This window comes from Microvirga soli, assembly GCF_016734765.1.
In the GTDB taxonomy this organism is placed as follows: domain Bacteria; phylum Pseudomonadota; class Alphaproteobacteria; order Rhizobiales; family Beijerinckiaceae; genus Microvirga; species Microvirga soli.
In genome coordinates, this window is the sequence record NZ_JAERQE010000004.1 from 24,799 (window position 1) to 38,675 (window position 13,877).

General features: G+C 62.6%; 13 protein-coding genes. 2 read left to right on the forward strand and 11 right to left on the reverse strand.

What is annotated here, in order from left to right; translation table 11 throughout:
- The first annotated feature begins 29 nt into the window (after positions 1-29).
- Entirely contained in the window at positions 30-1,985 is a 1,956-nt protein-coding gene (locus tag JKL45_RS05435) for a sensor histidine kinase (RefSeq protein ID WP_201860114.1), read from the forward strand.
- Between the two features lie 29 nt (positions 1,986-2,014).
- Here JKL45_RS05435 and JKL45_RS05440 read toward each other — a convergent pair whose 3' ends face one another.
- From JKL45_RS05440 to eno, 9 genes are all read right to left on the reverse strand, one after another.
- Positions 2,015-2,470 carry a GFA family protein gene (locus JKL45_RS05440; RefSeq protein ID WP_201860115.1) on the reverse strand — a complete coding sequence of 152 codons (456 nt, stop codon included), beginning with the start codon at positions 2,468-2,470 and terminating at the stop codon, positions 2,015-2,017.
- A gap of 76 nt (positions 2,471-2,546) precedes the next feature.
- Positions 2,547-2,894, reverse strand: coding sequence for a hypothetical protein (locus JKL45_RS05445; RefSeq protein WP_201860116.1), 348 nt, complete (start codon positions 2,892-2,894; stop codon positions 2,547-2,549).
- 155 nt (positions 2,895-3,049) lie between these two features.
- Entirely contained in the window at positions 3,050-4,486 is a 1,437-nt protein-coding gene (gene lpdA, locus JKL45_RS05450; protein WP_201860117.1) for a dihydrolipoyl dehydrogenase, read from the reverse strand.
- 122 nt (positions 4,487-4,608) lie between these two features.
- Entirely contained in the window at positions 4,609-6,039 is a 1,431-nt protein-coding gene (locus JKL45_RS05455; RefSeq protein ID WP_201860118.1) for a pyruvate dehydrogenase complex dihydrolipoamide acetyltransferase, read from the reverse strand.
- An 85-nt stretch (positions 6,040-6,124) separates the two neighbouring features.
- Positions 6,125-6,421 (reverse strand): DUF5076 domain-containing protein, encoded by a 297-nt coding sequence (locus JKL45_RS05460; protein WP_036345636.1) that lies wholly within the window; start codon positions 6,419-6,421, stop codon positions 6,125-6,127.
- 4 nt (positions 6,422-6,425) lie between these two features.
- Positions 6,426-7,868, reverse strand: a complete 1,443-nt coding sequence (locus tag JKL45_RS05465; protein ID WP_201860119.1) for a pyruvate dehydrogenase complex E1 component subunit beta — start codon at positions 7,866-7,868, stop codon at positions 6,426-6,428.
- 150 nt (positions 7,869-8,018) lie between these two features.
- A complete protein-coding gene (pdhA, locus tag JKL45_RS05470; RefSeq protein WP_201860120.1) occupies positions 8,019-9,080 on the reverse strand; it encodes a pyruvate dehydrogenase (acetyl-transferring) E1 component subunit alpha in 1,062 nt (353 codons plus the stop codon).
- 172 nt (positions 9,081-9,252) lie between these two features.
- On the reverse strand, positions 9,253-9,567 hold the full coding sequence (locus tag JKL45_RS05475) for an FtsB family cell division protein (protein ID WP_201860121.1): 315 nt from the start codon (positions 9,565-9,567) through the stop codon (positions 9,253-9,255).
- 287 nt (positions 9,568-9,854) lie between these two features.
- Positions 9,855-11,138, reverse strand: coding sequence for a phosphopyruvate hydratase (eno, locus tag JKL45_RS05480; protein WP_201860122.1), 1,284 nt, complete (start codon positions 11,136-11,138; stop codon positions 9,855-9,857).
- A gap of 144 nt (positions 11,139-11,282) precedes the next feature.
- Here eno and queF point away from each other — a divergent pair, with 144 nt between their 5' ends.
- Positions 11,283-11,732: a preQ(1) synthase gene (gene queF, locus JKL45_RS05485; protein WP_201860123.1), complete on the forward strand. Its 450-nt coding sequence runs from the start codon at positions 11,283-11,285 to the stop codon at positions 11,730-11,732.
- Here the strand turns inward: queF and JKL45_RS05490 are convergent.
- Positions 11,717-12,886, reverse strand: coding sequence for an MFS transporter (locus JKL45_RS05490; protein ID WP_201860124.1), 1,170 nt, complete (start codon positions 12,884-12,886; stop codon positions 11,717-11,719). The genes queF and JKL45_RS05490 overlap by 16 nt on opposite strands.
- A 109-nt stretch (positions 12,887-12,995) precedes the next feature.
- Positions 12,996-13,844 (reverse strand): 3-deoxy-8-phosphooctulonate synthase, encoded by an 849-nt coding sequence (kdsA, locus tag JKL45_RS05495; RefSeq protein ID WP_201860125.1) that lies wholly within the window; start codon positions 13,842-13,844, stop codon positions 12,996-12,998.
- Positions 13,845-13,877: the final 33 nt, after the last annotated feature.

The window sequence follows — 13,877 nt, forward strand, 5'->3', positions numbered from 1 at the left end:
TTCACTTCAATGTGTTGGGACATTCGCTCATGAACCGGACGTCGGAGCAGAACGGGGTCGCGGCAATACCCCCTGCCGAACATGTCCTGGACGCTCTGGCTGGTCCGGTGGCCGTGCTCGACCAGTACGGCACCATCATTGCCGTCAACCGGGCCTGGCGCGATTTCGGCCAGGCCAACAGCGGCAGCGAGGCGGGGCATGTCGGAACGAACTACCTCGATATCTGCCATCGCACCGCCGGAGTGGAGGCAGCCTGCGCCAAGGCCGCCGCTCACGGCATTCAATCCGTGCTGGCGGGGCATTCAGCCTTCTCGCTCGAATATCCATGCCATTCCCCCACAGAGAAGCGATGGTTCCAGCTTCGTGCCTCCCGGCTGGATTATGACGAACATGCTTACGCGGTCGTGGCCCACCACGACATCACCAACCGCATTCTGGTCGAGCAGGAGCGACAAGCTCTGTTGGCGAGGGCCCATCGACACCAGGAGCAACTGAAGGCACTGGCGGCAGCGTCGACGAGAGTTGCCGCAGTGGATGCACCCGAGGCCATCTTTCGCGAGATTACGGAGCAGGCGCGGCTCATCGTCGGGGCCCAGTGGGCCGCGACCCACACGCTTCCTTATGCCTTATGGCCAAGTGATCCCGTAATCGTCTGTGTCTCGGACGAGTTCCGTGACCATCCTGCGTCGACTCTGGCCGAGAGCACCGCCGTCATATACTCCCACGTGGTACAGCTCGGTCGACCGCTGCGATTGAACGAGACGGAACTCGGCGCCTATCCGGAGTTGCGTGATGCAGGCATCTCGGAGGCGGCCTCCCCGGCAGTGTCGAGCCTGCTCGCGGTCCCGATAACCGGTCCTCAAGGCGGGACGCTGGGCGTGCTCATGCTGCTGGATAAGCAGAAGGGTGAGTTTACGGCTGACGATGAAGCCATCCTCATCCAGCTCGCCCAAATCGCATCCGTTTCCGTCGAGAACGCCGTTAAGGCGAGAGCCGAGCGGGAAAGCCGCGAGCGCCTCTGGGCAACCCATGAACATGCCGGTGTCGGCATCGCTGAAACCAATGCCACCGGTCAACTTCTGACCGTCAACCGAGGGCTTTCGGCCATCACCGGCTACTCCCGCGGCGAGCTTCTCAACTTAAGCATCTTCGATCTCATTCATCCCGATGATGCCGAGGCCGAGCGTGACCTCTATGAACGTCAGGTCGCAGGCAAGCTGCAAACATATTCATTCGAAAAACGCTCGGTCCGCAAGGATGGCTCAGGTATCTGGCTGAATGTGTCGTCGACAGCGGTTTTCGGTGAGCGGGGAAACTTTCAATACAGCGTGCGGGTCATTCAGGACATCGACCAGAAGAAGCGGTTCGAGCAACGCCAGGCATTGCTCGTTCGGGAGCTCCATCACCGGGTGCGCAACACCCTTGCGGTCGTTCAGGCTCTGGCGAGTGCGACGGCCCGCACGTCGACCGGCATCCGAGAGTTCAACCGCTCCTTCTCCTCGCGGGTTGCCGCCCTTGCCAAGACGCAGACCCTTCTGACCGAGGATTACTGGCAGACCGCACCCTTGCGGGAGATGTTGCAATGTGAGCTTCAGCCTTTCTGGGGGAAGAGACATGAGCGCTTCAGGCTGGACGGGCCGGACGTAAACCTCTCGGCAGACCTCGCTATCCCACTGAGCATGGCTTTTCATGAGTTGACAGCAAATGCAGCGCGATATGGCGCGCTGTCGGTTCGCAAAGGGTGCGTCGCCGTCCAATGGGAGCTTGTTGCTGCGGAAGGCCAGAGGGAGCTTCATCTCAAATGGATGGAGCAGAATGGCCCTCCGGTCGGAAAGCCGGAGCACAGCGGCTTCGGGTCACTCCTGCTCGAGCGCGTTCTGCCGGCCCAGTGTCACGCCAAGGTACATCTGAGTTTGAATCCGACGGGGCTTCAGTACGAGATCCATATGCCTCTGATCACGCATCGTCTCGTACCTGAATATTGACCCTGAGAGGCTGGCGCTCCTTCGCCCATTCAGCTCGAGTTCCGAACGAAATCCTCGACCAGCTGGGCGTAGCGTTCCATCGGCGGGAATTTCTCAAAGCTGTGGACTGCCGGCGTCTTGGCCCAAGGCAGCGCCTCGCTCGTGTAGGTCTCAATGAAAGGCGTGAAACCTTTTGCGTCATCGAGCATCGTCGCACGAACGTTCACGAATTCGTCCAGACCCTCCGGCCGCGTGAACAACCAGCTCATGCAATGCGGACAGAAGAAGTGCCGGGTGGAGCCATGGAGCCCACCGATCACCGGCTCACCCTGGGTCACTTCGAAACTCGCGCTCGAGTAAAGGGAACTCAACGAGAAAGCACTGGCGGTCATGCGCTGGCAGCCGGTGCAATGGCAGGCCATGGTGATGATGGGAGCACCGCGAACCTGAAACCGCACCTGCCCGCACCGGCACTGGCCTTGGTGGACTTGATCCCGTTCTGCCATCGCATCTCTCCCTTGGGCAAGCTCTTCAAAACTCTCGCCTGTCGTCAACCTCTGTCAAGGCGACATAGGCGGGCGCTTATCGCACGACGCCTCTCTCGAACGACAGGAGCTTGCCCGGCCGTCCTGACGCGGCAATGGGAATGATCAAGCCCTCCGCCGGTACGTCTTCGCCTGCACTATCGGGATCGACAATGATCCGCACGGCACTCTCCCCCGCAGCCTCGACGGAGCGGGGAACCGGGAAGGCATCAGTCGTGAGGATCGTGTGGCTCCACCAAGCACGAGGACCGAGGCGGACAGTATAGACCCCGGCTGTCGTTGCGCCGCAGCCCTGGCGCTCGATGGACCAGACGAGGCGCCGCGCTGGGAGCACGCCGTGCTCGGTCGTTTCGGAGGAGCACATCACGGCCTCGAAGGCAGCCATAAGGCCTGTCGGGACCGCGAGCGCGGATAGGAGGTAGCCAAAAGAAAGGCCCAGTCGGCGGAGAGGCCGACTGAGCCTGTGCGAGACCAGGAATGCCGCAACGGCCAAAGTGGAGCAGAGCAGAAAGAGACCGCCCCACATGGCCGATGCGACCCTCAGATGTGGATCACGCGTCCGTACGCATCCAGGACGCTCTCGTGCATGGTCTCGGACAGCGTCGGATGCGGGAAGACGGCGTGGATCAGCTCTTCTTCCGTGGTCTCCAGATTCATTGCGATCACGTAGCCCTGGATCAGCTCGGTCACTTCGGCGCCAACCATATGCGCCCCGAGCAGCTGGCCGGTCTTCTTGTCGAAGATCGTCTTCACTAGGCCGTCCGGCTCTCCGAGCGCAATCGCCTTGCCGTTGCCGATGAAGGGGAAGCGGCCGACACGGATGTCGAAGCCCTGCTCTTTCGCCTTGGCCTCGGTCAGGCCCACGGATGCGATCTGCGGGTTGCAATAGGTGCAGCCCGGGATCTTGGCCTTGTCCATAGCATGGGTGTGCATGCCCTTGATGGTCTCGACGCAGATCACGCCCTCGTGCTCCGCCTTATGCGCCAGCATGGGGGGACCGGCGACATCGCCGATGGCGTAGATGCCGGGCACATTGGTGCGTCCCAGACCGTCCGTGACCACGACGCCGCGCTCGATCTTCACACCAACCTTCTCGAGACCGAGATTCTCGATATTGCCGACGACGCCGACCGCCGAGATCATCCGCTCGGCGGTGATCGTCTGTGTGGTCTTACCGTCGTCGATGGTGGCCGTGATGGAGTTTGCGCCCTTCTCGACCTTCGTCACCTTGGCGCCGGTGAGGATCTTCATCCCCTGCTTCTCGAAGCGCTTGCGGGCCAACCCTGCAATCTCCGCATCCTCGACAGGCAGGATCTGCGGCATCACCTCGATCACCGTCACTTCCACGCCCATGGTGCGGTAGAAGGAGGCGAACTCGATGCCGATGGCGCCCGAACCCATGACGATGAGCGACTTCGGCATGGCGGGCGGCACCATGGCCTCAAAATAGGTCCAGATCAGTTTGCCATCCGGCTCGATGCCGGGCAGCGCCCGCGGACGCGCGCCTGTGGCGACGATGATGTGCTTGGCGGAGTAGGTGCCGGGCTCCAGCACGCCCTTCGGCACCGGGTTCTGGGGCTGCATGGCAGGCTTCTTCGGGGCCGTGACCACAACCTCGCCGGGCTTGGAGATGCTGGCCTCGCCCCAGATCACGTCGACTTTGTTCTTCTTCAGCAGCATGCCGACGCCGCCGTTGAGGCGCCCCGAGACGCCGCGCGAGCGCTGCACGATGGCCGCCGCGTCGAAGCCGATGCCCTGTGCGGACAGGCCGTAATCCTTGGCATGCTCCATGTAGTGGTAGATCTCGGCCGAGCGCAGCAGCGCCTTGGTCGGGATGCAGCCCCAGTTGAGGCAGATGCCGCCGAGATGCTCGCGCTCCACAACCGCGGTCTTGAACCCGAGCTGTGCCGCGCGGATCGCCGCCACATAGCCCCCCGGCCCGCCGCCGATGACGATGATGTCGTATTGGTTTGCCATGATCTTTCCACTCGTCATCCCGGCCGAGCAGAGCGAGGGCGGGGATCGCTATCAGGATAAGGCACTATTCTCGTCGTGCGATCCCGGGTTCTGCTGCGCAGCCCCGGGATGACATTTTTCGGTTAAACCAGCATCCCCATCGGGCTTTCGATCAGCTGCTTGAAGGCCGCCAGCAATTCCGCGCCGAGCGCGCCGTCGACCACGCGGTGGTCGCAGGAGAGCGTCACGGTCATGGCCTGGATGACGGCAGGTGCGCCGTTCTTCACCACGACCCGCTGCTCGCCGGCACCGACCGCGAGGATCGTGCCCTGGGGCGGATTGATGACGGCCTGGAAGTTCTTGATGCCGAACATGCCGAGGTTGGACACCGCCGTAGAGCCGCCCTGGTATTCCTCCGGCTTGAGGCGGCGGTTGCGGGCACGGCCCGCCATGTCCTTCACTTCGGCCGAGATGGCGGTGAGCGTCTTGGTCTCTGCCTTGCGCACCACCGGCGTGAACAGGCCGCCCTCAATGGCGACCGCCACACCCACGTCAGAGTGCTTCATCTTCAGGATGCGGTCCTCGGCCCAGACCGAGTTTGCAGCCGGCACACGCTGGAGCGCGATGGCGAGCGCCTTGATGACGAAGTCATTGACCGAGAGCTTGTACGCGGGCTTGCCGTCCTTGTCCTTGCCGGCAGCCGCGTTGATCTGCTCGCGCAGGGCCATGAGCGCATCGAGTTCGCAGTCGAGCGACAGGTAGAAGTGCGGAACCGTCTGCTTCGATTCGACCAGGCGCTTGGCGATGGTCTTGCGCATGCCGTCGAGGGGCACCTCCTCGTAGGTGCCGGCCTCGAACATGGCCTTGACCTGATCGGCGCCCATGCTCTGGGCCAGTTGTGGCGCTGCCGGTTTGGCAGCCGTCGCCGGAGCTGCTGCCGCGGCCGGAGCGGATGCAGGCTTCGTGCCGCCGCCCTGGAGGGCCGAGCGGACGTCCTTCTCGATAATACGGCCATGGGGGCCGGAGCCCTGGACCGACGCGATGTCGACACCGGCTTCCTTGGCGATGCGCTTGGCGAGCGGCGAGGCGAAGACGCGGTTGCCGCCGGCCTGCGGCTGCCCTGCCCCATTGGGCTTTGCGGCCGTTGCAGGACCTTCAGGAGCCTGATCGACGCGGGCGTAGGACATGTGGGCGTTCGGGTCGCCCTGAACGGTATTGGCCTGCGGCTGGGGGGCTGCTGCCGGCGCAGCAGGAGCAGGCGCCGCTTCCGCCTTCGGCGCGGGCGCCAGAGCGCCGCCGGATGCCGGGGCTGTCACGCTCTTCGGATCCTCACCCTCACCGGCAATCAGCGCGATGAGCTCGTTGACGGGAACGTCGGCCGTTCCTTCAGGCACCACGATCTTGGCGAGGATGCCTTCGTCAACCGCCTCCACTTCCATGGTGGCCTTGTCGGTCTCGATCTCGGCGATCACATCGCCGGACTTCACCGTGTCGCCTTCCTTCTTCAACCACTTGGCAAGGTTGCCCTTTTCCATGGTGGGAGAAAGGGCGGGCATCAGGATATTGATGGGCATGGCGTTTATGGATCCTGACTTGAAGTTAAAATCTTGGGTCGCATTCTCTGATCGGAAAACCGGCTTCCACTTTTCCGGAGAATGCTCAGTTGATCGCCTGCGTCGAGCCGGGATCGCTTGGATCGTCCAGCTCAGCCTGAATGCCGGCAGCAATCTCGGCCAGAGCCTCCTCCTCGGAGAACTCCGTTTCCATGGCATAGACGCGCGCGGCGTGACGGGCGAGATCCACCAGGAGCACGCCCCAGGTGAACGGATCGTCGAAGGCGCGGCGCAGCGCGATGCTCACCTCGCCATCGACCACCGAAGCCCTCAGGATCTCGACGCCGCCCTTTTCAAGGACGTCAGGCGGAACGTTGAGGGCTTCGAATTTCCGTTCAGTCATGAGGTCACCTGTAGCAGACGGCCTTCGCCGCCTGCACGACTTCAGCCACGTTCGGCAGCGCGAGCTTCTCGAGGTTGGCCGCATACGGCATGGGCACATCCTTGCCGGTCACGCGGGCCACGGGCGCATCGAGGTAATCGAACGCGTTTTCCATGATGCGCATGGCGATTTCTGCGCCGATGCCTGATTGCGGGAAGCCTTCTTCCACTGTGACGCAGCGGCCCGTTTTCATGACCGAGGCCACGATGGTGTCGGTGTCCATCGGGCGGAGTGTGCGAAGATCGATGACCTCGGCGTCGATGCCTTCCTTCTCCAGCTCCTGGGCGGCCTTGAGCGCGTAGGTCATGCCGATGGAGAAGGACACGATGGTCACGTCCTTGCCCTCGCGATGGATGCGCGCCTTGCCGATCGGCACCGTGAAGTCGTCGAGCTTCGGCACCGGGAACGACTGACCGTAGAGGATCTCGTTCTCCAGGAACACGATCGGGTTCGGATCGCGGATGGCGCTCTTGAGAAGTCCCTTCGCGTCGGACGCCGTATAGGGCGCGATGACCTTGAGGCCAGGAACGTTCGAGTACCAGGCTGCGTAATCATGGCTGTGCTGAGCACCCACGCGGGCCGCAGCGCCGTTGGGACCGCGGAACACGATGGGCGCGCCGAGCTGACCGCCGGACATGTAGAGTGTCTTGGCCGCCGAGTTGATGATCTGGTCGATCGCCTGCATGGCGAAGTTGAAGGTCATAAACTCGACGATGGGGCGAAGGCCGGTGAAGGCCGCGCCGACACCGACGCCGGCAAAGCCGTGCTCGGTGATCGGCGTGTCGATCACGCGCTTGGCGCCGAATTCCTGCAGCAGGCCCTGGGTGACCTTGTAGGCGCCCTGGTACTCGGCCACCTCTTCACCCATGACAAGAACGTTCTGATCCTTGCGCATCTCCTCGGCCATGGCATCGCGAAGAGCCTCGCGGACGGTCATGTTGACCAGTTCCGTGCCCTCAGGGATTTCCGCCATGGCGTTGTAGCTCGTGCGGTTCGTGATCACCGACGGAGCCGCCGGGGTGGACAGGTCCGATTGTTGCGGGCGCTCGGCTGGTGCCGGGCGATCCGCCAATCCTTCGGCCTGCATGTCAGGCGTCGGTGCCGGCTGGGCTTCCGGAACTGGCGCGGCGGGTGCCTTCGCCGAGGAGGCAGCCGAAACGTCCTCACCCTCGCCCGCGAGGATCGCGATAGGGGTGTTCACGGCCACGTTGTCGGTACCGTCTGAGACCAGGATCTTGGCGAGGACGCCCTCATCGATGGCCTCGACCTCCATGGTCGCCTTGTCGGTCTCGATTTCGGCCAGCACATCACCGGGCTTGACCTGATCGCCCTCTTTTTTCAGCCACTTGGCCAATTTGCCCTGCTCCATGGTGGGAGAGAGGGCAGGCATGAGAATATCGATCGCCATTAAAAGACCTGTTTTGATTGTCGCAGCGGCGAGATTCAGGGAGAAGCGGCGCGAGCGCGCCGCCTAAGCTTCGATCAAATGATCGAAGCCATTTGTTTGATAGAGCATGGCTTCATCAGAAAACCGGTTCCCACTTTTCTGACCCATGCTCTAGAGAAGGATATCCGTGTAGAGCTCGGACGGATCCGGCTCCGGATCGTGCGTGGCGAACTCGGCCGCCTCGTTGACGATCTCGCGAACCCGGCTGTCGATGGCCTTCAGCTCGTCTTCCGACAGCTTCCAGCTCTCCAGCAGACGGCGGCGCACCTGCTCGATCGGGTCGTGCTCCTCGCGCATGCGGGCCACTTCGTCCTTCGTGCGGTACTTCGCCGGATCGGACATCGAGTGGCCGCGATAGCGGTAGGTCTGCATCTCGAGGATGTAAGGACCCTTGCCGGAGCGGGCGTGCTCGATCGCGCGCTGGCCGGCAGCATACACCGCACGGATGTCCATGCCGTCCACCTGCTCGCCCGGAATGCCGAAGGACACGCCGCGCTTAGAGAAATCGGTCTGCGCCGAGGCGCGGCTTACCGAGGTACCCATGGCGTAGCGGTTGTTCTCGATCACGTAGACCACGGGCAGCTTCCAGAGCTGCGCCATGTTGAAGCTCTCGTAGACTTGGCCCTGGTTGGCCGCGCCGTCACCGAAATAGGTCAGGCAGACATTGCCGTTCTCGCGATAATGGTTCGCGAAAGCGATGCCGGTGCCGAGCGAAACCTGCGCGCCGACGATGCCGTGGCCGCCATAGAAATGCTTCTCCTTGGAGAACATGTGCATGGAGCCGCCCTTGCCTTTCGACAGGCCGCCGCGGCGTCCCGTCAATTCCGCCATGACGCCCTTCGCGTCCATGCCGCAGGCAAGCATGTGACCATGATCACGGTAGCCGGTGATCACCTGGTCGCCCTCTTTCGTCGCCATCTGCATGCCGACGACAACAGCCTCCTGGCCGATGTAGAGGTGGCAGAAACCGCCGATCAGGCCCATGCCGTACATCTGGCCGGACTTCTCCTCGAAGCGCCGGATCAGAAGCATCTCATTGTAGGCGGACAGGTCCTGGTTCTTGTCGAATTGTGGGGAATTGGGAGCAGCTCCGCGTGTGGAGCCTTTAGTGGAAGTGGTCTTGTTAGCCGCGCCTGCACCAGCACGGCCCGCCTTGCGGGCAGCAACAGCCATCGGGTCCTCCGAAGGGTTTCCTCGACGAAAGTTGTAGCGCAGACGACACGGGAAATCGAGTGGGCTAAAAGCCGTTTTGCGCTGCACAATGAAAAGTGCAAGCCTATGGATTGTCTATGTAATTTCAAGTTAACTTGATTTCAGTTAAGCAGAACTTTCGGGCTATGCTTAATCATGGGCCTGTGATGATGACGAGATCGTTCTTATGCACACGTCCTAACATTACGCGTGCTCTTTCTTCGAGCAGATCCCGGTCGATCTGATCGCTCCGCAGCAAGGCGATGCGGCGCTCCCAATCCGAACGCTGCGTTTTCAAACCCGTCAACTCGCCGGAAAGTTCAGCCACCTGAGCTTCATATTTTTGGCGGGCTTCGATACCGCGTGCGCCGCTATGGGCGTGATGTACGAAGTAACCGGCCACAGCCGCCGAAATGCTATAAAGCACCAGCGGGATCAGAAATCGTCGTGCGCGTCTGCGGATCACCATAGGGATGAGTCTTACATCGGCATGGTTAAGGAGGCGTTAGAACTAGGCTTATTAGCTAAATCACCTTCCCAGTGCAGAGAGCGTAAGGGAGGACACTCTCCGGAAAAAGTGCGACCCCTCACCCAGGCCTGACGGCCCGACCTCTCCCTCAAGGAGAGATGAACCTGGGTTGGACGCGGATCGGCTATTGCTCGCACTCTTCGTCCTCTTTGCTAAGAGGAGGGAAACGCACGCAAAGAAAAAGCCGCCGTAAGGCGGCTTCTTCGAATTACCGTCATAACGCGAAATCAGGCTAAAGCCTTCAGCGCCGCGCGCCCTGCATACTGTGCCTGAGAGCCCAACTCCTCCTCGATGCGGATGAGCTGGTTGTACTTGGCCAGTCTGTCCGATCGGGAGAGTGAGCCAGTCTTGATCTGCCCGCAATTCGTGGCGACGGCGAGGTCCGCGATGGTGGAATCCTCCGTCTCGCCGGAGCGGTGGGACATGACAGCGGTGTAGCCGGCGCGGTGGGCCATATCGACCGCTGCGAGCGTCTCGGTGAGCGAGCCGATCTGGTTCACCTTCACGAGGAGCGAGTTGGCGACGCCCTGCTTGATGCCCTGGGAGAGCCGGTTCACGTTGGTGACGAAGAGGTCGTCTCCCACGAGCTGGCACTTGTTGCCGATGAGATCCGTGACGGCCTTCCAGCCCTCCCAGTCGTCCTCGGACATGCCGTCCTCGATAGTAGCGATGGGATAGGCAGAGACGAGCTTGGCGAGATACTCGGCCTGCTGCTGCGGGTTCAGCTTCTGGCCGGTGCCCTCATAGACATAAGTGCCGTTCTTGAAGAACTCGGTGGCGGCACAATCGAGGCCAATCACCATGTCCTTGCCGGGCTTGTAGCCGGCCTGCTCGATGGACTTCATGATGAAGTCGAGGGCTGCCTCGGCACTGGACAGGTTCGGGGCAAAGCCGCCCTCGTCGCCGACATTGGTGTTGTGGCCGGCATCCTTTAGGGCTTTCTTGAGGGTGTGGAACACCTCGGCGCCCATGCGCACGGCCTCTGCCAGTGTCGGAGCTCCGACCGGCAGAATCATGAACTCCTGGAAGTCGATGGGATTGTCCGCATGCGCACCGCCGTTGATGATGTTCATCATCGGCACGGGGAGAACACGGGCTTGTGTGCCGCCCACATAGCGGTAGAGCGGCAGGGTCGAGGCCTCTGCCGCAGCCTTGGCGACGGCGAGGGATACGCCGAGGATAGCGTTGGCGCCGAGGCGGCCCTTGTTCGGCGTGCCGTCGAGCTCAATCATCGTCTCGTCGATGGCAACCTGCTCTTCCGCATCCATGCCGCCGATGGCGTCGAGGATTTCGTTGTTGACCGCATCGATGGCGTTGAGCACGCCCTTGCCGAGATAGACCTTCTTGTCGCCGTCGCGCAGTTCGACCGCCTCATGGGCGCCGGTGGAGGCACCAGACGGAACGGCAGCGCGGCCCATGGAGCCGTCCTCGAGGGTGACATCCACCTCGACGGTGGGGTTGCCTCGGCTGTCGAGGATCTGGCGGGCGAAAACGTCGATGATCGCTGTCATAAAGCAGGCTCCTGCTGGCTGAAGTGCGGCCGAGGCAACCCGGAAGCGGGTGCGGCCTCAAGTCATGGATTGGCTTATTGACCGAAATACCCAGGTGAGCAAGGACGGCAAGAGCTTCATCCCCTCGATCCAAGGCGAAATCATATGACAGAAACCACTCTCCAGCTCGGACAGGCAAGCGCCCTCCCCGATTCGCCTGAGACGGCGCAACTCGACCGGGTGCCGAACCCGCATCCCGACACCGACTACCTGGCCCGTTTCACCGTGCCGGAATTCACCTCGCTTTGCCCGGTGACGGGCCAGCCGGATTTCGCGATTCTGGTGATCGACTACGCGCCCGGGCCTTGGCTCGTCGAGTCCAAGTCGCTGAAGCTCTACATGCACAGCTTCCGCAACCACGGCGCCTTCCATGAAGATTGCACGGTTGCCATCGGCAAGCGCCTCGCCGATCTGCTGGAGCCACGCTATCTGCGTATCGGCGGCTACTGGTACCCGCGCGGCGGCATTCCTATCGACGTTTTCTGGCAGACCGGCGATCTGCCGAAGAACCTGTGGCTGCCCGACCAGGGCGTCGCCCCTTACCGGGCGCGCTGAGTCACCGGCCGCGTCAGGAGGATCGATGCGGCAAGACCGACACCCAGGATGACCAGGGCGGCACTGAACGTCGCCCCGGTCAGCCCGATATTGCGCAGGCCGAAGCCCATCAGCACCACGCCGAGCGCCTGCCCGCAGAAGAACGAGAAGGCGTGAAGCGCCACGGCCGATGCGCGGGCGCCGGGCGCCACCTCGGTCACCTGAGCCTGGAAGGTGTTGTGAAGCATGTAGAAGCCTAGGCCCATGAGAAGCATGGCAGCGGCGTCGAGCTTCCAGTCGCCGCCCAATCCAAGCAGAACATGCGCGGCGCCCGCGAAGAGGCCTCCGCCTAAAAGAATGCGGCCAATGCCAAGCCGCTTCAGCATCCAGGCGACGAGAGCGGAATAGACAAGCCCGCCGATGGCGAACCCACCCAGGGCAAAGCCGGCCTCTGCCGCCCCACCGCCGCCCCGCTCTTCTAGCAGGGGCGCCACATAGGGAAAGATGCCGAAAATGGCGATGGCCTCCACGAAGACGAGGCTGAAGAGGGTAAGCGCCCGCGGATTGGACAGGATGTCCCGGTATCGCAGGAGCGCGCTGCGCAGATCGAACCGACCTCCCGGCACAGCTTCCCTGAAGCCGATAATGGTCGCGGCCAGAGCCAGGGCAATCATGAAGGTCGAGAGAGTGAAAACACCCCGCCATCCGATCCATTCCGCCAACAAGCCGGCAAAGGAGGACCCGGCGAGCTGACCCATGATGACGGCGACCATATAGCGGCTCAACGCTACCTGACGTTGAGCGACTTCGATTCTGTCACCGATCAGCGCGATGGAGAGCGGAATCGATCCGCCCGCTGCAGCGCCGGCAATGATGCGAAGCGTGAAGAGTGTCGACGGATCGGGCGCGAAAATGGAGCAGGCCAAGGCCAGGAACAGCACCGCCAGAGCGACCTTCATCACGCGCTCCTTGCCGAGCGCATCACCGACAGGGCCAAGGACAGGCTGGATGAAGGCATAGGGGAGCGCGAAGGCGGCTGAGAGCAGCGCAATGGTCTGAGGCGTGGAACTCAGATCCCGGGCGATCACGCCGACCATCGGCTCGACGGCGCGGCCTGAGAAGGTGCTGGCAAAGCCGCTGGTAGCGAGAATCAGGATCAGGTTGCGCGAGGACATGGCATCCTAACAAACAAGGCCGTGAGAAGAGCCTTCGCTCTCTATCACGGCCTTACTCTTAAGCGAGCATGAGGAGCGCAGACCTGCCCTCCTCCAAAAGCATGGACGATCAGGCCTGCCCGCTCTTGGCCAGCGCGTCGAAGGCCTTCAGCTGCGCCAGCAATCCCTCAAGCTCCTTCAGCGGCACCATGTTGGGACCGTCGGAGGGCGCCTTGTCCGGATCCTGGTGCGTTTCGATGAAGACACCGGCAACGCCTACGGCCACGGCAGCGCGGGAGAGGACCGGGACGTATTCCCGCTGACCGCCTGAGGTCGCGCCCTTGCCGCCGGGCTGCTGCACGGAATGCGTGGCATCGAAGATCACCGGGGCGCCGGTCTCGGCCATGATCGGCAGGCTGCGCATGTCGGACACGAGGGTGTTGTAGCCGAAGGAGGCGCCGCGCTCGGTGAGCATGACGTTCGGATTGCCCGCCGCCTTCACCTTGTTGGCAACATTCGCCATGTCCCAGGGAGCGAGGAACTGGCCCTTCTTCACGTTGACCACCCGGCCGGTCTTGGCGGCCGCGACCAGAAGATCCGTCTGGCGGCAAAGGAAGGCTGGGATCTGGAGGATGTCGACGACCTCCGCCACGGCGGCGCACTGGTCGTTCTCATGGACGTCGGTGAGCACCGGCAGCCCGTATCGCTCCTTCACCTCGGCAAAGATGGCGAGCGCCTTGTCGATCCCGATGCCGCGGGCGCTGGAGATCGAGGTCCGGTTCGCCTTGTCGAAGGAAGACTTATAGACGAGGCCCAAGCCCAGCCTGCCGGCCATCTCACTGAGGGCCGCGGCCATTTCCAGCGCGTGATCGCGGCTTTCCATAGCGCAGGGCCCGGCGATGATGCTGAGCGGAAGGTGGTTCCCGAAGCGGACGGAGCCGGCCTCGACGACGGCGGGGTGCTGTTTGGTTTCGGTCATGCGTCGTCACTAGCCTTTTTGGCCAAAAAGGCA

Bases quoted from the DNA above. Each gene is read 5' to 3' on its own strand.
- JKL45_RS05445 (WP_201860116.1), bottom strand. From the start codon at position 2,894: ATGGCTGCCTTCGAGGCCGTGATGTGCTCCTCCGAAACGACCGAGCAC.
- JKL45_RS05440 (WP_201860115.1), bottom strand. From the start codon at position 2,470: ATGGCAGAACGGGATCAAGTCCACCAAGGCCAGTGCCGGTGCGGGCAG.
- kdsA (WP_201860125.1), bottom strand. From the start codon at position 13,844: ATGACCGAAACCAAACAGCACCCCGCCGTCGTCGAGGCCGGCTCCGTC.
- eno (WP_201860122.1), bottom strand. From the start codon at position 11,138: ATGACAGCGATCATCGACGTTTTCGCCCGCCAGATCCTCGACAGCCGA.
- JKL45_RS05475 (WP_201860121.1), bottom strand. From the start codon at position 9,567: ATGGTGATCCGCAGACGCGCACGACGATTTCTGATCCCGCTGGTGCTT.
- pdhA (WP_201860120.1), bottom strand. From the start codon at position 9,080: ATGGCTGTTGCTGCCCGCAAGGCGGGCCGTGCTGGTGCAGGCGCGGCT.
- JKL45_RS05455 (WP_201860118.1), bottom strand. From the start codon at position 6,039: ATGCCCATCAATATCCTGATGCCCGCCCTTTCTCCCACCATGGAAAAG.
- JKL45_RS05435 (WP_201860114.1), top strand. From the start codon at position 30: ATGAACCGGACGTCGGAGCAGAACGGGGTCGCGGCAATACCCCCTGCC.
- lpdA (WP_201860117.1), bottom strand. From the start codon at position 4,486: ATGGCAAACCAATACGACATCATCGTCATCGGCGGCGGGCCGGGGGGC.
- JKL45_RS05465 (WP_201860119.1), bottom strand. From the start codon at position 7,868: ATGGCGATCGATATTCTCATGCCTGCCCTCTCTCCCACCATGGAGCAG.
- JKL45_RS05460 (WP_036345636.1), bottom strand. From the start codon at position 6,421: ATGACTGAACGGAAATTCGAAGCCCTCAACGTTCCGCCTGACGTCCTT.
- queF (WP_201860123.1), top strand. From the start codon at position 11,283: ATGACAGAAACCACTCTCCAGCTCGGACAGGCAAGCGCCCTCCCCGAT.
- JKL45_RS05490 (WP_201860124.1), bottom strand. From the start codon at position 12,886: ATGTCCTCGCGCAACCTGATCCTGATTCTCGCTACCAGCGGCTTTGCC.